Consider the following 17,894-nt stretch of genomic DNA (forward strand, 5'->3'; position numbering starts at 1 on the left):
CCCTGGATCTCCCGTCCCGACGCCGCTTCCCGACGTCGCCTGTGAGCCTACCGGGACCGGGAGTACGCCGGAGTGTCGGGGGTCGCCGTTAGCCTGGAGGGATGACCTCCTCCGCCGCGCTGCTCTCCGGGCAGACGCCCCTCGCCGTGCGCATGCGACCGGTTTCCCTCGACGAGGTCGCCGGACAGCGTCATCTGCTGCGCGCCGGCTCCCCGATCGTCGCCCTCGCGGACCCGGCGGCGGCATCACCGGGGGCGGTGTCGATCATCCTGTGGGGTCCGCCCGGCACGGGGAAGACGACCCTCGCACAGGCGATCGCCCGGTCGTCCGGACGCCGTTTCGTCGAGCTCTCGGCGATCACGGCGGGCGTGAAGGACGTCCGTGAGGTCATGCAGGAGGCGATCACCCAGCGTGACCTCTACGGTCAGACCACGATCCTCTTCCTCGACGAGATCCATCGCTTCACGAAGGCCCAGCAGGACGCGCTCCTCCCCGGTGTCGAGAACGGCTGGGTCATCCTCATCGCAGCGACGACCGAGAACCCGTCGTTCTCGGTTATCTCGCCGCTGCTGTCGCGTTCGCTGCTCTTGACACTCCAACCCCTGACCGACGACGACATCGGGCTGCTCGTGGACCGCGCTGTCGTCGACGCCCGCGGCCTGCACGGTGCCGTGACCCTGAGCGACGAGGCGCGCTCCGCTCTGGTGCGGCTCGCGTCGGGTGACGCCCGGCGCGCCCTGACCGGGTTGGAGGCGGGAGCGGCCGTGGCCCTGTCGTACGCATCCGCTGCCGATGCCGCAGACGAGCCCGACGAGGACGGTAGCGACGACGCTGTGCCGGAGGTCTCCGCGGACGACATCGCGCAGGCCGTCGACAAGGCGCTACTGCGGTACGACCGGCAGGGCGACGAGCACTACGACGTGATCAGCGCCTTCATCAAGTCGATCCGGGGGTCCGATCCGGATGCCGCGCTGCACTACCTCGCGCGGATGATCGAGGCGGGGGAGGATCCGCGCTTCATCGCGCGACGCCTGGTGATCTCGGCCTCGGAAGACGTGGGCCTGGCCGACCCGCAGGCGCTCGGCATCGCGGTCGCCGCCGCCGATGCTGTCGCGTTCATCGGGATGCCGGAGGGGCGCATCCCGCTCGCCGAGGCCACGGTCTATCTCGCGACGACCGCCAAGTCGAACGCGGCGTACGTGGGCATCGACGCCGCGATCGCCGACATCCGCGCCGGTGGCTTCGGGCGCGTGCCGCTGCACCTCCGGGATGCCCACTACCCGGGTGCGAAGCGGCTCGGTCATGGCCGCGGCTACGTCTACTCGCACGACAGCGAGTACGGGATCGTGCCGCAGCAGTATCTTCCCGACGAGCTGGACGGCACGCACTACTACGAGCCGAAGAACCTCGGCGCGGAGCGCGACATCGCGGCACGCCTCGAGCGCATCCGCCGGATCCTCGGCGACCGCTGACACGGTCCCGCCGGCCGCGGAACGGTGATCTGTTAGACTTGATCGGCTCGAAACCGAGTTTTCGGGCATCTCCTCGTTCACACCCCACCTCTGCCAGCGCCCCGGCGTGCGCTGCACAGGCAGAACGCGGACGATACGTCCGTGAGTCGCGAGAGACGCGACCACGTCATCGGAAGGAACACTTCGTGACCACGAAGTCCCAGGACCGCCGCAAGGTGCGTCTGAGCCGTGCCCTCGGCATCCCGCTCACCCCGAAGGCCGCCCGCTACCTCGAGAAGCGTCCCTACGCTCCGGGTGAGCACGGCCGCACCAAGCGCAAGGCCGACAGCGACTACGCCGTCCGTCTGCGTGAGAAGCAGCGTCTTCGCGAGCAGTACGGCATCCGCGAGAAGCAGATGCGCAACACGTTCAACGAGGCTCGCCGCCAGGAGGGCCTGACCGGTGAGAACCTGGTCGAGCTCCTCGAGATGCGTCTCGACGCTCTCGTGCTGCGTTCGGGCTTCGCCCGCACCACCGCACAGGCTCGCCAGCTCGTCGTGCACCGTCACATCCTCGTCGACGGCCAGCTCGTCGACCGCCCGTCGTTCCGCGTGAAGCCGGGCCAGCTCATCCACGTCAAGGCCAAGAGCGAGGGCACCGAGCCCTTCCAGGTGGCAGCAGCCGGTGGTCACGCCGAGGTTCTGCCCCCCGTTCCCGGCTACCTCGAGGTCGAGCTCGACAAGCTCCAGGCTCGTCTGGTCCGTCGTCCGAATCGCGCCGAGGTCCCCGTGACCTGCGAAGTGCAGCTCGTCGTCGAGTACTACGCCGCTCGCTGATCCAGCGATCGAGCAATCGCGCAAGAGGCGTCGGGATTCCCGACGCCTCTTGTCGTTTCCGCATACGATGGTGACACCGCGCCTTCGCGGGTCAAGGGCAAGGATGACGACATGAAGAACGTGCTGTGGTTCCTGATCGGTGTGATCGGCGGCTTCGTCGCGGCTCACTTCATGAACAAGGACCCGCGCGGTCACGACATCCTCGCCGAGGTCGACGCACGGATCAACGGATTCACCGCGATCCTCGGCGACGCCTACCGCGAGCAGGAGGCACGGCTCACGGAGCCGGGCGACAACTGAACCACCGCAGCAGCGCCTCGGCGCGGCATCTTCACGCAAGGACACCCGGCACTCTATGAAAACTGCGGAGATCGCGCAGCGTTACCTCGACTTCTTCGAGAAGAACGACCACCTCATCGTCCCTTCGGCCTCCCTCGTCAGCGACGACCCGTCCCTGCTCTTCACGGTCGCCGGCATGGTGCCGATGATCCCGTACCTCACGGGCGTCGTTCCCGCACCGCACCCGCGCATCGCCGACCTGCAGAAGTGCATCCGCACCAACGACATCGAAGAGGTCGGGCGCACCGCTCGTCACGGCACGTTCTTCCAGATGCTGGGCAACTGGTCGTTCGGCGACTACTTCAAGGAAGGCGCCATCCGCTACGCCTGGGAGCTGCTGACGAGCTCCGAGTCCGACGGCGGCATGGGCTTCGACGAGAAGGACCTGTGGGTCACGGTCTACGAGACCGACGACGAGGCCGAGGCGATCTGGCGCGACATCATCGGACTGAAGCCGGAGCGCATCCAGCGCCTGGGTCGCGCCGACAACTACTGGAACACCGGACAGCCCGGCCCCGGCGGCCCCGACTCGGAGATCTTCTTCGACCGTGGTCCGTCCTACGGCAAGGACGGCGGCCCGGCCGCAGACGACACCCGGTTCCTGGAGATCTGGAACCTCGTGTTCATGCAGGACTTCATCGAGAACATCCGCGGCAAGACGGAGTTCGACATCGTCGGCGAGCTGCCGATGAAGAACATCGACACCGGCATGGGGCTCGAGCGCGTCGCCTTCCTCAAGCAGGGCGTCGAGAACATGTACGAGACCGACCAGGTGCGCCCCGTCCTCGATCGCGCCGTCGAGCTCTCCGGACGGCGCTACGGCGCATCCCACGAGGACGACGTCCGCTTCCGCGTCATCGCGGACCACGTGCGCTCCTCTCTCATGCTGCTCTCCGACGGCGTCCGGCCCTCGAACGAGGGACGCGGGTACATCCTGCGCCGTCTGATGCGCCGCACCGTCCGCGCCATGCGTCTGCTCGGCGTCGATGAGCCGACCTTCCCCGAGCTGTTCGCCGCCTCCCGCGACGCGATGAAGGCCGTCTATCCGGAGCTCGAGAAGGACTGGTCGATCCTGTCCGCGTCGGCGTTCGCGGAGGAGGAGACGTTCCGCCGCACGCTCGTCGCCGGCTCCACGATCCTCGACCTGGCCCTGGATGAGACGAAGAAGGGTGGCGGGAAGACCCTCAGCGGTCCCGAGGCGTTCCTGCTGCACGACACCTACGGCTTCCCGATCGACCTGACGCTCGAGGTGGCGGAGGAGGCGGGACTCGACGTCGACCGTGCCGCGTTCGACACGCTCATGCAGGAGCAGCGTCAGCGCGCCAAGGATGACGCCCGCAATCGCAAGCGTCAGCTCGCGGACGTCTCGGTCTACCGTGACCTGCGGGCGCTCGGCGAGACCGGCTTCGACGGCTACACCGCGCTCGAGGTGGAGTCCCGCGTGCTCGGGTTGCTCGTCGACGGCGTGCCGGTCCGGAGCGCATCCGAGGGCCAGATCGCCGAGGTGGTGCTCGCCGAGACCACGCTGTACGCCGAGTCCGGTGGGCAGGTCGCCGACAAGGGCACGATCGTCGGTCCGGGCTACGTGCTCGAGGTGATCGACGTGCAGAAGCCGGTGCCGGGACTCATCAGCCACACCGTCGAGGTCACGCGCGGCAGCGTCGCGGTCGACGACGTCGCCACCACGGTGGTGGATGCCGCCAACCGTCGCGCTGCGCGTCAGGCGCACTCTGCCACGCACCTCGTCCATGCTGCTCTCCGTGACACCCTCGGACCCACGGCCACCCAGGCCGGATCCTTGAACCGCGCCGGCTACATGCGCTTCGACTTCGCCTGGTCGCAGGCGCTCTCCGCCGACACGCGCAGCGAGATCGAGGAGATCACGAACCGTGCCGTGCAGGACGCGCTCGAGGTGACCACGCGCATCGTCTCGCTCGACGAGGCGAAGGAAGCGGGTGCCATGGCGCTGTTCGGCGAGAAGTACGGCGATGTCGTGCGCATGGTCGACATCGGCGGCCCCTGGTCGCGTGAACTATGTGCAGGCACGCACGTCAGCACGAGCGCCGAGATCGGGCTCGTCAGCCTGGTCGGAGAGTCGTCGGTCGGCGCGTCCAACCGCCGTATCGAAGCACTCGTGGGCGCGGACGCGTTCCGTGAGCTCGCGGCGGAGCGGGCGATCGTGTCGCAGCTGACCAGCTCGCTGAAGACCCCCCGCGAGCAGCTGCCCGAGCGCATCGCCGATCTGACGGCGAGCCTGAAGGCCGCGGAGAAGCGCATCGCGCAGTTCGAGGCGAAGGAGCGTGCCGGACAGGTGCCGGCCATCGTCGACGCCGCGACCCGGGTCGGAGCATTCCGTCTGGCTGCGCAGAACCTCGGCGAGGTGGCATCGGCCGACGACGTGCGGGACCTCGTGAACGGCGTGCGCGACCGAGTGGGCTCGGACGCGGCCGTGGTCGCGCTCGGTGCCGTGGTGGGCGGTCGCCCCGTCGTGGTGGTCGCGACGAACGATGCCGCACGGGCCGCAGGCGCCAAGGCAGGAGCGCTTGCGAAGCGCGCCGCGGGTGTGCTCGGCGGCGGCGGGGGCGGTCGTGACGATGTCGCTCAGGGCGGCGGTTCGGATGCGGCGGCTCTGCCGGCGGCGCTCGAGGCCATCGCGCAGGAGTTGCACGTCGCGTGAGCGGTTTTCGCCGCGGAGTGCGGCTCGGCATCGATGTCGGACGTGCACGGGTCGGCGTCGCGCGCTGCGACCCCGACGGGATGCTCGCCGTGCCGGTCGAGACGGTGGCCAGGGACGAGGCGTCGATCGACCGCATCATCGCGATCGCGGGGGAGTACGAACCGCTGGAATTCGTGGTCGGCCTCCCTGTGAACATGCAGGGGACCGACACCCCGTCGACAACGGATGCGCGGGAGTTCGCGGCCGCTCTGCAGCGGCAGAGCGGCACTCCCGTGCGGCTCGTCGACGAGCGACTCAGCACCGTGACCGCACACGCAGCGCTGCGCAGTTCCGGGAGATCACAGAAGAAGTCTCGTAGCATTGTGGATCAGGTCGCCGCAGTGGTGCTTCTGCAGCAGGCGATCGACATGGAGAAGAGCACCGGAAACCCGGCCGGAGCCACGATCCCGTCTGACGAGGAGCACGCCTGACGATGTCCGAACGTGACAGCGCAACGCCCCGCAATGATCCCGACTCCCGCCTCGGCGACCTGTTCGGGAATCTGCCGGAGCCCACGCGGCAGATCCCGACCGTCGACAACAGCGCTCCCGCTCCGGGCTCTCGACGCGCGGCTCGCGCGGCAGCGGCCGGCGAGACAGCACCACGCGACGCGGTATCGCCCGGCGCGGCATCGCCCGACGCGGCAGGGACGCCGCGCGGAGGCACCCCGGATGCGTCCGTCGAACCGTCTCCCGTGCCGGTGCGCTCGTCCGCGGACGATGCCGTCAGCGCTCACGACGCCGCGCCGTCGCCGACCCCCGTCCGCGCTTCTGCGGATGCCGCGGACACGCCCACGCGCGTGATTCCGAAGGTCGCCGAGGCCGGTCCGGCTGCGCCGACCCCTCCCGAGCCGGCCATCGGCGGCGGACTCGACGACCTCTTCGCGCCCCATGACGACCATGCGGCCGCGCGTCCGAAGAAGAAGCGGCGCAAGGGATGCCTGATCGCGCTGATCATCGTCCTCGCCGTGCTCGGCGGCATCGCCGCGGGTGGCGCCTGGGCCTGGAGCGTCTACGGCGAGAAGATCAGCGACGCCATGGGCTGGGGTGAGCCGAAGGACTGGGAGCCGGGGATGGCCACCGGCGAGACGACGGTGACGATCAGGCAGGGTGACACCGGAGCACCGGTTTCCGCCGCGCTGTTCGACGCCGGTGTCACCAAGACGAAGGACGTCTTCTACGACTACCTGATCGATGAGAACATCGCCGTCACGTTCTATCCCGGCGTGTACACCCTGCAGAAGAAGATGACGGCCGAGGCCGCTCTCGAAGCGCTCAAGAACGAGGACAACCGGGTGGCGAATGCGGTGGGTCTCACCGAGGGCGGAACCATCGCCTCGGAGCTGCCGGGCATGGCCGAGACGCTAGGGATTCCGCTCGCCGATTTCGAGGCGGCCGTCGCCGACCCCTCTGCGTACGGCGTCGCCGCGCAGAGCCTCGAGGGGTGGTTGTTCCCGGCCGTCTACCAGTTCGATCCCGGGGTGACGGCAACGCAGGTGATCCAGCGGATGGTCGATCGCACCCGGGAATCGCTCGCCGCGGCCGGTGTGCCTGCCGGGGATGAGGAGCGCGTGCTGACGATCGCGTCGATCATCCAACGCGAGGGGCGGCTGGACGACTTCGCGAAGGTGTCGCGAGTGATTCAGAACCGCCTCGACATCGATATGAAGCTGCAGATGGACTCGACCGCGCAGTACGGCTACGGCTCGCTGCACGAGGGCGTCGTGTCGAGCTCCAAGGAGGCGCTGGAGGACGACAACCCCTGGAACACCTATGTGCACACCGGGCTTCCCGTGACGCCGATCGCGAGCCCGAGCGACGCCGCGATCAAGGCAGCCATGAACCCCGAGGACGGACCGTGGCTCTACTTCGTCACGATCAACCTGGCCACGGGGGAGACGCAGTTCTCCGAGACCATGGCCGAGCACGAACAGGGCATCGAGAAGTGGCGCGAGTGGTGCCGGGCCAACCCCGACGCCGGCTGCTGATACGGTGACGCGCACGAGACTCGCGGTCTGGGGGGACCCGATCGCGCATTCCAAGTCACCTGACCTGCACGCTGCCGCGTACCGGGTGCTCGGACTCGACTGGGAGTACGGACGGCGTCAGGTCGCGGCGACTTCCTTCGCCGATGCTCTCGATGGTCTCGATGACAGCTGGCGCGGGCTCTCGTTGACCATGCCGCTGAAGGAGGAGGCGTTCCGTGCGGCCGCCTCGCGTGATCGCCATGCGACTCTCACGGGGGCGGTCAACACGCTGCTGCTCGGAGACGGCCCGGTGGGTTTCAACACGGACGTGGGTGGAATCGTCGATGCGTTGGCGGAAGCGGGCATCGCCGAGGTCGAGGGCGTGCGTATTCTCGGTGCCGGAGCCACCGCCGCATCGGCGCTGGTCGCCGCCGCCGAGATCGGCGCGACACGGATCGACGTGCGGGCGCGGCGTCCGGAGCGCGCTGCTGCTCTCGTGGCACTCGGCGACCGCCTCGGCATCCGCGTGACAGCCGATCCGCTCGATGCGGCTGCGCATGGAGTCCCGCTGACGATCGCGACCCTGCCCAGCGGCACTGCGCTCCCCGCCGAGACGACAACCCCGCTGGCCGCGGCAGGCGGCGCGTTGTTCGACGCGGCCTATGCCCCGTGGCCCTCGGCTCTCGCGGCGGGATGGGGCGACGGTCCGGCGATCTCCGGACTCGGGATGCTGCTGCATCAGGCCGTACGCCAGATCCGCATCTTCCTGCACGGTGATCCCTCGACCGCACTGCCCGACGAGCAGGTAGTGGTCGCGGCGATGCGCGCGGCGCTCTGACGCGGATCGACGGGCGTCGGCTGCTGCGATGAAACGCGGCGCGGCACGGGCCGAAACCCGTGGGAGACTGGAGCAATGCTCCGCGTGCTCACGGCCGGCGAATCCCACGGCCCAGAACTCATCGCCGTCATGGAGGGCCTGCCCTCCGGCGTCCCTGTGTCCTCCGAGGCCATCCAGGCCGACCTCGCCCGGCGCAAGCTCGGCTATGGCCGCGGCTCGCGCATGAAGTTCGAGCAGGACGAGCTGACGATCTCCGGCGGAGTCCGCCACGGCAAGAGCCTCGGCAGCCCGATCGCCCTGCGTATCGGCAACACCGAGTGGCCGAAGTGGATCGAGGTCATGAACCCCGAGCCCATCGAGCTCACAGACAAGTCGCGCGGACGCAGCGCCCCGCTCACGCGACCGCGCCCGGGGCACGCCGATCTCGTGGGCATGCAGAAGTACGACTTCGACGAGGCACGCCCGATCCTCGAGCGCGCGAGCGCCCGAGAGACTGCGGCACGTGTCGCGCTCGGCGCCATCGCGCGCTCCTTCCTCGGCGAGCTGGGGATCCGGCTCGTCAGCCACACCCTGTCGATCGGTCCCGTGCAGGTGCCGGACGGCGCCGCGCTGCCGACTCCCGACGATGTGGACGTGCTGGACGCCGATCCGCTCCGCTGCTTCGACCCCTCCACGTCCGCGCTGATGGTGGCCGAGGTCGACGACGCGAAGAAGGACGGCGACACGCTCGGCGGCATCGTCGAGGTGCTGGCCTACGGTCTTCCGCCGGGGCTCGGCTCCCACGTGCACTGGGACCGTCGCCTCGACGCGCGCCTCGCGCAGGCGCTCATGAGCATCCAGGCGATCAAGGGCGTCGAGGTCGGCGACGGGTTCGAGACCACGCGCCGACGCGGTTCCGCGGCCCACGACGAGCTCTTCGCGACCGCAGATGGCATCACTCGCGGCTCCGACCGTGCGGGGGGCACCGAGGGCGGCATGTCCACGGGCACCGTGCTGCGCGTGCGCGCCGGGATGAAGCCGATCGCCACCGTTCCGCATGCGCTGCGCACGATCGACATCGCGACGGGAGACGTCGCCACCGCGCACCACCAGCGCTCCGACGTGTGCGCCGTCCCCGCAGCGGGAGTGGTGGCCGAGGCCATGGTTGCGATCGAGCTGGCGAACGCCGTGCTGGAGAAGTTCGGCGGCGACAGCATCCGCGAGACCCGCCGCAACCTGGAGGGGTACCTCGACGGCATCCCCGCCGAACTGCGCACGACTCCCGCGTCCGAGGCGGCGCTCATCGCGCATGACGAGCGCGGCTGACCCGTTGACGCTGGTGCTGGTCGGACCGATGGCCGCCGGCAAGACCAGCGTCGGTCGCCGGGTGGCGCGTCGACTCGGCGTCCCGTTCGTGGACACCGACAAGCGCATCGTGGCGGCGCACGGACCGATCCCGGCGCTGTTCGCCGAGCACGGTGAGGCGCACTTCCGCGACCTCGAGCGTCTTGCGGTCGCGGAGGCGGTCGCCGAAGGCGGTGTGATCTCCCTCGGCGGTGGCGCCGTGACGGACCCTGCCACGCGTGAGCTGCTGACGCACCACTCGGTCGTTTTCCTGACAGTGAGCGCCGACGCGGTGGCGGATCGGCTGCGGGGGAGCAGCCGACCGCTCCTGGCGGGGGAGGACCCGCTCGAGCGGTGGAAGAGGATCTTCGAGGAGCGCCGAGGCTGGTACGCCGAGGTCGCCTCGACGACGTTCGACACATCACGGCGTCCGATGCAGCGGATCGCGGACGAGATCGTGGCATGGAAGAGAGAGCAACGATGAGCACGACCACCATCAGCGTCACCGGTAGCGACGCCTACGACATCACGATCGGACGCGGTGTGCTCGACCAGGTGTCGGCCGCACTCGCCCCGGGAGTCCGCAAGATCCTCGTGGTGCACCCGCCGACGCTCGCCGCACGCGCAGCCGAGCTGCGAGACCGGCTTCTCGCCGACACGGCCGATGGTCCGCGCGAAGTGCTCCTCGCGGAGATCCCCGACGCCGAGCAGGGCAAGCGCATCGAGGTCGCAGCCTTCTGCTGGCAGGTGATGGGACAGGCCGACTTCACGCGCAGTGACGCCGTCGTGGGCTACGGGGGCGGCGCGGTCACCGACCTCGCCGGATTCGTGGCTGCGACCTGGCTGCGCGGAGTGCAGCTGATCCAGGTGCCCACGACCGTGCTGGGTCTCGTCGATGCCTCCGTGGGCGGCAAGACGGGCGTCAACACGGCGGAGGGCAAGAATCTCGTCGGCGCGTTCTGGGCGCCGCGCGCGGTGATCGGCGATCTCGACGAGCTGGCGAGCCTGAGCCCCAACGAGGCGACGGCCGGATTCGCCGAGGTCGTCAAGGCCGGGTTCATCTGGGCGCCGGAGATCCTCGACATCATCGAGGCGGATCCCGCTCGCGCGGTCGACACCACCACGGACGAGTTCCGCCGCGCCGTCGAGCTCGCGATCGACATGAAGGCCAAGGTCGTGTCCGACGACTTCCGCGAGGCGGGTCTGCGGGAGATCCTCAACTACGGGCACACGCTCGGCCACGCGATCGAGCACGCCGAGCGGTACCGGTGGCGCCACGGCGCGGCGATCTCGGTCGGGATGCTGTACGCCGCAGAGCTCTCGCGCCTCGCGGGCCGGTTGTCCGATGCGGCAGCCGAGCGCCACCGCACGATCCTCGAGTCGCTCAGGCTTCCCACGACCTACCGTGCCGGCGCGTGGCCGCAGCTGCTGGCGACGATGCAGCGCGACAAGAAGAGCCGCGGCGGCATGCTGCGCTTCATCCTGCTCGACGACATCGCCAAGCCCACCGTGCTGCAGGCCCCGGACGAATCGCTGCTGTTCACCGCCTATCAGGAAGTCGGCGCATGACCCGGCGCATCCTGCTCGTCAACGGTCCCAATCTGAACCTGCTCGGCACGCGTGAGCCGGAGGTGTACGGCACCGCGACGCTCGCCGACGTGGAGCGGATCACGGCCGAGGCCGCCGCAGAGACCGGGTTCGAGGTGCGTGCGGTGCAGAGCAACCACGAGGGCGTTCTGATCGACGCGATCCACGCCGCCCGCGCGGACTGCGTCGGCATCGTGATCAACCCGGGCGGACTGACGCACACCTCCGTGGTGCTGCGCGACGCGCTCACGGGGGTCGCGCTCCCGTTCGCCGAGGTGCACATGTCCGACGTCTACCAGCGCGAGGAGTTCCGCCACTTCTCGTACCTGGATGACGTCGCGTCGGTGCGCGTGGTCGGGCGTGGTGTCGACGGCTACGCGGACGCCGTGCGTCAGCTCGCAGCGCTCATCCCTTAGAATCGACTGTCGGTCTCGTCCGACCCCGCAGACTCACGAACGGAACTCGCAGCGCATGGCATCTACCGCAGACATCAAGAACGGCGTCGTCCTCAGCATCGACGGGCAGCTCTGGAGCGTCATCGAGTTCCAGCACGTCAAGCCCGGCAAGGGCGGCGCATTCGTGCGCACCAAGCTGAAGAACGTCGTGTCCGGGAAGGTCGTCGACCGCACCTACAACGCGGGCGCGAAGATCGAGATCGAGAACGTCGACCGCCGCGACTACACGTACCTGTACACGGACGGCGACGGCTACGTGTTCATGGACCAGACCGACTTCGACCAGATCACCGTCGGCGCCGCGACGGTCGGCGACGCGAAGAACTTCCTGCTCGAGAACCAGAACGTCACGATCGCGCTGAACAACGGCAACCCGCTGTACATCGACCTTCCGGCGTCCGTGGTGCTCGAGATCACCTACACCGAGCCCGGCCTGCAGGGAGACCGTTCGTCGGCCGGCACCAAGCCCGCGACGCTCGAGACCGGCTACGAGATCCAGGTCCCGCTGTTCGTCGAGGCCGGCACCAAGGTCAAGGTCGACACCCGCACGGGTGACTACCTCGGCCGCGAGAAGTAAGGCGTGAGCGCCCGGACGAAGGCGCGCAAGCGCGCTCTCGACATCCTGTTCTCTGCCGACGTGCGCGGCGACGACCTCGCGGTCACGCTGGCCGCCGAGGCGAAGCGCGCGGCGAGCGAGCCCGCGCGGGAGGCCTCCTGGCTGTACGCGCGGGAGATCGTCGACGGCATCATCGATCAGCGCGATGAGATCGACGAGTACATCACGACCCACAGCCGCGACTGGAAGCTCGAGCGCATGCCTGCCGTGGATCGTGCTCTGCTCCGCATCGCGGTGTGGGAGATCGTCTACAACGACGAGGTGCCCACGGCGGTCGCGATCGACGAGGCCGTGGAGCTCGCGAAGGAGTTCTCGACCGACGACTCCGGTGCGTTCGTGCACGGAGTCCTCGCCCGGGTGGCTCGCGCCGCCTGAACCGGCCGAGCCGAGGCGGTGTCGGCGGTATCGGAGAGGATGGGCGCATGCCCCTTCCCGCTGACCCGTCCCGTGCGGAGGGTTCATCGTCGGCGGGGTGGCGTTCCCTCCTCGGGGGCCCGACCGACGGGGCCGAGGCGTGGCTCGCGCTCGGTGTCGAACTGCGCCTGCGTGATGGTCGCGGGGCGAATCCGTGGGCGTCGCGTCCGCAGCGCTCGGCGACCGCACGGGATGTGGCGAAGCGCACCGGCGAGATCCTGCTCGGCATCCGTCCGCTCGAGCGAAGCGCGGCGACGGGTTCCTGGGTGCAGGGCACGGCGACGTGGGACGCCGTGCGACGATCGCCCACGCAGTACGGCCGCGACCGCTCGCGGTGGTTCGCCGATCTGCTGAGCATCGCCCGCGACACGCTCCTCTCGGGGACGGCGGGCGACTGGCTGGTGGCTGATCTGATCGAGTCGGGCCTGCTGTGGGGTCACCTCCGGGCCGGTGCTGATCTCGGTATCCCGCTGGTCGCGACGCAGAAGAGCACGAGTGTCGCGCTCGCAGATCGCGCGTCGATCGGGGCGACGGTCGAACGCGGCGCCGGCGGCGGTCTCGTGGTGCTGCCCGATGTCACAATCGATGGGCGCACCGCCGATCCTCTCGACGTGCGCACGATCGGTCACAGTGGCGTCTACGAGGTCGCGCAGCGCGGCGCACAGCTTCGCGTGACGCTCGCTGAGGTGGCGGTGAGTGAGTCCGTCCACGCCCTGCTCAGCGCCCGGAACGGACTCGCCGTTCCCGCGGAGGACGAGTCCGCGTTCCTCCACGACGCGTACCCCTTGCTCGCGCGCCGTATCGAGGTGAGGTCGGTCGGGCGTGTGGAGCTGCCCGCTCTGCCCGCCCCGCGCGCGATGCTGCAGCTGTCGTTCCTGCGTGGCGACACGGTGAAGTACGCATTCGAGTGGGAGTACGCGGGCTTCGGCCGCGTTCCCTTCGCGGCGAGCGGGCATGCGGTGCGCGATCCGGCGGCCGAGGAGTCGCTCCGCGGCGCACTCGAGACCGTCTGGACCGAGCGACTGGGGGAGGAGCTGACGCCGACCGGGTCGTTCCACGACGTCGCCGCCGCGGAGTTCGTGGCCCGGGTCGTACCGGCCTTGGAGGTCGAGGGCGTCGAGGTGACGGTGTCCGGGCGCCGCAAGACCTACAACGAACTGACCGGCGAGCCGGAGATCACTGTCTCCACCGTCGAGAGCACCGATCCGGACTGGTTCGACCTCGGCGTCCTCGTGAGGATCGACGGCCGCACGATCCCGTTCGAACCGCTGTTCACGGCACTGAGCAAGGGGCGCAAGAAGCTCCTCCTCGTGGATGGCACGTACTTCTCGTTGAGCCACCGCGCCCTCGACCGGCTGCGGGAGCTGATCGATGAGTCGGGTGGCCTCGACGAGTGGGAGACCGGGCCGCGGATCAGCCGCTATCAGACGGATCTCTGGGAGGAGTTCGAGGACCTCGCGGACGAGGCCGTTCCGGCCGTCAGCTGGCGTGCGACCGCGGAGGGGCTGCGGCGGGCGACCTCGGTTCCGGCCGTCACGCTGCCGCGGGGTCTCCAGGCCGAGCTCCGCCCGTACCAGAAGGAGGGGCTGGACTGGCTCGCCTTCCTCTGGGGTCATCGTCTGGGCGGGATCCTCGCCGACGACATGGGGCTAGGGAAGACGCTCCAGTTGCTCGCACTCATCCTGCACGCGCGCGAGACGGGGGAGAGGCGGCCTTTCCTGGTGATCGTGCCGACGTCGGTCCTCGCGACCTGGCGCACCGAAGCCGAGCGCTTCGCCCCGGATCTGCGCGTCCTGCTGCGAGCGAGCACGCAGGGGCCGTCGTTGGGGGGAACGCTGGACGATGTCGACGTCGTCATCACGACCTACGCCGTCGCGCGACTCGACGAGAGCACGTTCGCCGGTGTGGTCTGGGCAGGCCTCATCCTCGACGAGGCGCAGTTCGTGAAGAACCCCGCGACCAAGCTGCACCGCGCCATCGCGTCGTTCCCCGCTGACGTGACCTTCGCCGTGACGGGCACCCCGATGGAGAACAGCCTGAGCGAGCTGTGGGCCTTGCTCAAGCTGACGGCCCCCGGCCTCTTCGCCTCCGCGCGCAAGTTCCGCGAGGACTACATCCAGCCGATCGAGCAGGGCAAGGTCCCCGAGAACGCCGAAGGCGGCGACTACCGGCGGCGCCGTCTTGCGCAGCTTCGCCGCCGCATCCGCCCGCTCCTGATGCGGCGCACGAAAGAGCTCGTGGCCCCCGACCTCCCGGCCAAGCAGGAGCAGATCCTCGAGGTCGAGCTCAGCGCGTCGCACCGGGCGCTCTACGAGACCGTGCTGCAGCGGGAGCGGCAGAAGGTGCTCGGGCTGCTGGAAGACCTCGACCGCAATCGATTCATCGTGTTCCGCTCGCTCACGCTGATGCGCATGCTCAGCCTCGCTCCGGGGCTGATCGATCCCGAGGATGCGAAGATCGGCTCCCGCAAGCTCGACGTGCTGCTGGAACGCGTGGTCGAGCTGCAGGCCGAAGGCCACCGTGCCCTGGTGTTCAGCCAGTTCACGTCGTTCCTCGACCTGGCGGCCGCGCGTCTCGATGCCGCCGGTATCCCGTACGCGCACCTCGACGGTTCCACACGTCATCGCCAGAAGGTCGTGGACGGGTTCACGTCGGGGGAGCAGCCCGTGTTCCTGATCAGCCTCAAGGCCGGAGGGTTCGGACTCACCCTGACCGAGGCCGACTACGTGTTCCTGCTCGATCCCTGGTGGAACCCGGCCGCCGAGGCGCAGGCCGTGGATCGCACCCATCGCATCGGCCAGGACAGCCAGGTGTTCGTGTACCGCATGATCTCGACCGGAACGATCGAGGAGAAGGTGCTCGACCTGCAGCGTCGCAAGGCGCGGCTGTTCACGGCCGTGCTCGACGATGAGGCCCTGTTCGCGCAGTCGCTCACCGCCGACGACATCCGCGGACTCTTCGACGCCTGAGCGGATTACTCACGGCCGGGTCGATCGGCCGTTCAGGGAGCCGTCGGTACAATCGAACGGTTCACTTTCGGGAGGAATGCAATGCGGATCACGGGACTCGGCCACGCGGGGATGTTCATCGAGACGGTGGGTGGCAACATCATCTGCGACCCCGTGCTCGGACCGTCGTTCTACGGATCCTGGTTCCCGTTCCCCGACAACCGCGGCCTCGACTGGGAGCGGCTCGGACGCGAGGCCGACTTCCTCTGGATCTCGCACCGCCACCGCGACCACTTCGACCCGAAGCTGCTGGAGCGCTACATCCGCAAGGACATCGAGGTGCTGCTGCCGGAGTACCCGACCGACGACCTCGAGAAGGACATCCGCGCGCTCGGCTACACGAACATCACGTACGCGCCCGCCGGTCAGGTGATCGAGCGCGGCGAGCTCAAGATGATGATCACACCGCTGCGTGCTCCCAGCGACGGCCCCATCGGCGACTCCTCGCTGAGCGTCGACGACGGCACCGGCTCGATGCTCAACCAGAACGACTCGCACCCGCTCGACCTCGAGAAGCTGCTCGACTTCGGCAAGCCCGTCGCCTACTTCACCCAGGTCTCCGGCGCCATCTGGTGGCCCATGGTCTACGACCTCCCGCTCGACGCCAAGCAGAACTTCGCGCAGCTCAAGCGCGACGCGCAGAACAAGCGTGCGATGTACTACATCGAGAAGGTCGACGCCCCGCACGTGTTCCCGATGGCCGGGCCGCCCATGTTCCTGCGCGATGACCTGTTCGACTTCAACGGCTACGGCAAGAACGGCGAGTCGATCTTCACCGATTCGAAGCAGTTCCTCGCGCACATGAAGGAGCTCGCACCGAAGTACGATGGGCAGTTGTTCATCCCCGGCACGGTCGTCACGATCGACGGCGGAGAGGTCACGACCGAGCAGACGCTGTACAGCGAGGCCGAGATCGCGCACATGTACGACGAGAAGTGGGACTACCTCGAGGAGCAGCGGGCGAGCCGGCAGCAGGAGATCCGTGACGAGGAGGCGTCTCGTGCCGAGGTGATCCCTCCGGCCGAGATGCTCGAGGCGATCAAGACCTGGTGGGAGCCGCTGCTGAAGAAGTCCCGCACGATCAGGCTGGGTGTCGGCGGGTGCGTGCGCTTCCGCATCGGCGACCTCGACATGGTCGTCGACTTCCCTCGCGCGAAGGTCCGCGAGTACGCGGGCGAGGAGTGCATCTACTGGTACACGATCCCCGCCGACCTGGTCTCCACGAACATCAAGGACCACGAGATCGACTGGTCGAACTCGATCTTCCTGTCGATGCAGTTCTCGGTGGGCCGCAGCGGCAAGTTCAACGAGTTCCTCACCACATTCCTCAAGTGCCTGTCGGTCGACCGCATCGAGTACGTCGAGAACTGGTACCAGGAGCAGACCGACCAGACCGAGGACGCCGAGATCGGCGAGTGGACCGTGCAGCGTCGCTGCCCCCACCTGCGTGCCGACCTCACCCGTACTGGAACGGTCGACGAGGACGGCATCCTCACCTGCAGCATGCACGACTGGAAGTGGGACCTGAAGACCGGCCGTTGCCTGTCCACCGCCGGTCACCCGATCCGCTCCTCCAAGATCGACGAGGTCACCGACCCCGTGCTGCAGGAGGCCAGCTGACCGGTACCACCTCGATGCCCCGGTGGTACTCTGAGGGCATGCCCACCACTCTGACGCGGATTCAGGTCACCCAGAGCGCCCAGCTCCGCGACGCACTCGAGCTCGCGGAACAGGAGTGGCCGGGAGTGCCGAGGTCAGAACTCGTCGCAAGACTGGCGGCGCTCGGCGCGGAGACTCTCGCAGGCAGACGTTCGGCGAAGCGGGCGGCGCGACGAGCGGCCCTGGAGGCCACGAGGGGATCGATCGCGTACCCTCCCGGCTACCTCGAAGATCTCCGGAAGGACTGGCCGGAGTGATCGTGCTGGACGCCGGGGTGCTCATCGCGCACCTCTCGGTCGGTGACGCCCATCAGGATGCAGCGTTCGAGATCCTCGATACCGAGGAGGAACTGCTGATCCACCCTCTGACGCTCGCGGAGACGCTGGTGCACCCCGCGCGTCGCGGTACCGATCTTGCCGACCTCGCGAAGATCGACTCCCTCGGGTTGCTGAGGCGCGAAGAGACCGTGGACGAACCCGTGCACATCGCCCGTCTGCGAGCCGCCTCCTCGCTCAAGCTTCCGGACTGCGCTGTGCTGGCCACTGCGGAAGCCTTCGGGGCTACATTGGCCACCTTCGATCGTCGACTCGCCGACGTGGCCCGGGAACGTGGCGTCACCGTCGTCGGCGCCTGAGCGCTCCGCTAGACTGAGAGCACAAGCAACCTTTAACACCGTCCTGTGAGGC

17 protein-coding genes are annotated in these 17,894 nt (G+C 68.7%); all 17 read left to right on the plus strand.

Annotated elements, in window-relative coordinates; genetic code table 11:
- The first annotated feature begins 101 nt into the window (after positions 1 to 101).
- The 17 genes from WFM69_RS15110 to WFM69_RS15190 all read left to right on the plus strand — a co-directional run bounded on the left by WFM69_RS15110 (position 102) and on the right by WFM69_RS15190 (position 17,842).
- The gene (locus WFM69_RS15110) at positions 102 to 1,472 is read left to right on the plus strand and encodes a replication-associated recombination protein A (RefSeq protein ID WP_337006081.1); all 1,371 of its coding nucleotides are present in this window, start codon (positions 102 to 104) and stop codon (positions 1,470 to 1,472) included.
- A gap of 185 nt (positions 1,473 to 1,657) precedes the next feature.
- A complete protein-coding gene (gene rpsD, locus WFM69_RS15115; protein WP_337006082.1) occupies positions 1,658 to 2,287 on the plus strand; it encodes a 30S ribosomal protein S4 in 630 nt (209 codons plus the stop codon).
- A gap of 111 nt (positions 2,288 to 2,398) precedes the next feature.
- Positions 2,399 to 2,587 carry a hypothetical protein gene (locus WFM69_RS15120; protein ID WP_017202147.1) on the plus strand — a complete coding sequence of 63 codons (189 nt, stop codon included), beginning with the start codon at positions 2,399 to 2,401 and terminating at the stop codon, positions 2,585 to 2,587.
- A 55-nt stretch (positions 2,588 to 2,642) separates the two neighbouring features.
- Positions 2,643 to 5,303: an alanine--tRNA ligase gene (alaS, locus tag WFM69_RS15125; RefSeq protein ID WP_337006083.1), complete on the plus strand. Its 2,661-nt coding sequence runs from the start codon at positions 2,643 to 2,645 to the stop codon at positions 5,301 to 5,303.
- The gene (gene ruvX, locus WFM69_RS15130) at positions 5,300 to 5,773 is read left to right on the plus strand and encodes a Holliday junction resolvase RuvX (RefSeq protein ID WP_337006084.1); all 474 of its coding nucleotides are present in this window, start codon (positions 5,300 to 5,302) and stop codon (positions 5,771 to 5,773) included. The genes alaS and ruvX overlap by 4 nt, the downstream gene beginning before the upstream one ends.
- Positions 5,774 to 5,775: 2 nt before the next feature.
- Complete coding sequence (gene mltG, locus WFM69_RS15135; protein WP_337006085.1) at positions 5,776 to 7,329, plus strand: endolytic transglycosylase MltG; 1,554 nt, start codon at positions 5,776 to 5,778, stop codon at positions 7,327 to 7,329.
- A gap of 4 nt (positions 7,330 to 7,333) precedes the next feature.
- Positions 7,334 to 8,146: a shikimate dehydrogenase family protein gene (locus WFM69_RS15140; RefSeq protein ID WP_337006086.1), complete on the plus strand. Its 813-nt coding sequence runs from the start codon at positions 7,334 to 7,336 to the stop codon at positions 8,144 to 8,146.
- Positions 8,147 to 8,221: 75 nt separating this feature from the next.
- A complete protein-coding gene (aroC, locus tag WFM69_RS15145; protein ID WP_337006087.1) occupies positions 8,222 to 9,451 on the plus strand; it encodes a chorismate synthase in 1,230 nt (409 codons plus the stop codon).
- The gene (locus WFM69_RS15150; RefSeq protein ID WP_337006088.1) at positions 9,435 to 9,953 is read left to right on the plus strand and encodes a shikimate kinase; all 519 of its coding nucleotides are present in this window, start codon (positions 9,435 to 9,437) and stop codon (positions 9,951 to 9,953) included. The genes aroC and WFM69_RS15150 overlap by 17 nt, the downstream gene beginning before the upstream one ends.
- Positions 9,950 to 11,038: a 3-dehydroquinate synthase gene (gene aroB / locus WFM69_RS15155; protein WP_337006089.1), complete on the plus strand. Its 1,089-nt coding sequence runs from the start codon at positions 9,950 to 9,952 to the stop codon at positions 11,036 to 11,038. The genes WFM69_RS15150 and aroB overlap by 4 nt, the downstream gene beginning before the upstream one ends.
- A complete protein-coding gene (locus WFM69_RS15160) occupies positions 11,035 to 11,472 on the plus strand; it encodes a type II 3-dehydroquinate dehydratase (protein WP_337006090.1) in 438 nt (145 codons plus the stop codon). Before aroB ends, WFM69_RS15160 begins: the two co-directional genes overlap by 4 nt.
- A gap of 55 nt (positions 11,473 to 11,527) precedes the next feature.
- Positions 11,528 to 12,088 carry an elongation factor P gene (gene efp, locus WFM69_RS15165; protein ID WP_183150055.1) on the plus strand — a complete coding sequence of 187 codons (561 nt, stop codon included), beginning with the start codon at positions 11,528 to 11,530 and terminating at the stop codon, positions 12,086 to 12,088.
- A 3-nt stretch (positions 12,089 to 12,091) separates the two neighbouring features.
- Positions 12,092 to 12,502, plus strand: coding sequence for a transcription antitermination factor NusB (gene nusB, locus WFM69_RS15170; RefSeq protein ID WP_337006092.1), 411 nt, complete (start codon positions 12,092 to 12,094; stop codon positions 12,500 to 12,502).
- Positions 12,503 to 12,549: 47 nt separating this feature from the next.
- Entirely contained in the window at positions 12,550 to 15,510 is a 2,961-nt protein-coding gene (locus WFM69_RS15175) for a DEAD/DEAH box helicase (protein WP_337006094.1), read from the plus strand.
- A gap of 81 nt (positions 15,511 to 15,591) precedes the next feature.
- Positions 15,592 to 17,169, plus strand: coding sequence for a Rieske 2Fe-2S domain-containing protein (locus WFM69_RS15180; RefSeq protein ID WP_337006096.1), 1,578 nt, complete (start codon positions 15,592 to 15,594; stop codon positions 17,167 to 17,169).
- A gap of 38 nt (positions 17,170 to 17,207) precedes the next feature.
- A complete protein-coding gene (locus WFM69_RS15185) occupies positions 17,208 to 17,465 on the plus strand; it encodes a hypothetical protein (protein ID WP_337006098.1) in 258 nt (85 codons plus the stop codon).
- Positions 17,462 to 17,842: a type II toxin-antitoxin system VapC family toxin gene (locus tag WFM69_RS15190; protein WP_337006100.1), complete on the plus strand. Its 381-nt coding sequence runs from the start codon at positions 17,462 to 17,464 to the stop codon at positions 17,840 to 17,842. The genes WFM69_RS15185 and WFM69_RS15190 overlap by 4 nt, the downstream gene beginning before the upstream one ends.
- Positions 17,843 to 17,894: the final 52 nt, after the last annotated feature.

The organism is Microbacterium sp. LB12, from assembly GCF_037150835.1.
Classification (GTDB): domain Bacteria; phylum Actinomycetota; class Actinomycetes; order Actinomycetales; family Microbacteriaceae; genus Microbacterium.

What these genes read in the sequence shown, in the direction of transcription:
- WFM69_RS15110 (WP_337006081.1), top strand. Translation starts at nt 102, where the DNA reads ATGACCTCCTCCGCCGCGCTGCTCTCCGGGCAGACGCCCCTCGCCGTG.
- WFM69_RS15120 (WP_017202147.1), top strand. Translation starts at nt 2,399, where the DNA reads ATGAAGAACGTGCTGTGGTTCCTGATCGGTGTGATCGGCGGCTTCGTC.
- alaS (WP_337006083.1), top strand. Translation starts at nt 2,643, where the DNA reads ATGAAAACTGCGGAGATCGCGCAGCGTTACCTCGACTTCTTCGAGAAG.
- mltG (WP_337006085.1), top strand. Translation starts at nt 5,776, where the DNA reads ATGTCCGAACGTGACAGCGCAACGCCCCGCAATGATCCCGACTCCCGC.
- aroC (WP_337006087.1), top strand. Translation starts at nt 8,222, where the DNA reads ATGCTCCGCGTGCTCACGGCCGGCGAATCCCACGGCCCAGAACTCATC.
- WFM69_RS15150 (WP_337006088.1), top strand. Translation starts at nt 9,435, where the DNA reads ATGACGAGCGCGGCTGACCCGTTGACGCTGGTGCTGGTCGGACCGATG.
- aroB (WP_337006089.1), top strand. Translation starts at nt 9,950, where the DNA reads ATGAGCACGACCACCATCAGCGTCACCGGTAGCGACGCCTACGACATC.
- WFM69_RS15160 (WP_337006090.1), top strand. Translation starts at nt 11,035, where the DNA reads ATGACCCGGCGCATCCTGCTCGTCAACGGTCCCAATCTGAACCTGCTC.
- efp (WP_183150055.1), top strand. Translation starts at nt 11,528, where the DNA reads ATGGCATCTACCGCAGACATCAAGAACGGCGTCGTCCTCAGCATCGAC.
- WFM69_RS15175 (WP_337006094.1), top strand. Translation starts at nt 12,550, where the DNA reads ATGCCCCTTCCCGCTGACCCGTCCCGTGCGGAGGGTTCATCGTCGGCG.
- WFM69_RS15180 (WP_337006096.1), top strand. Translation starts at nt 15,592, where the DNA reads ATGCGGATCACGGGACTCGGCCACGCGGGGATGTTCATCGAGACGGTG.
- WFM69_RS15185 (WP_337006098.1), top strand. Translation starts at nt 17,208, where the DNA reads ATGCCCACCACTCTGACGCGGATTCAGGTCACCCAGAGCGCCCAGCTC.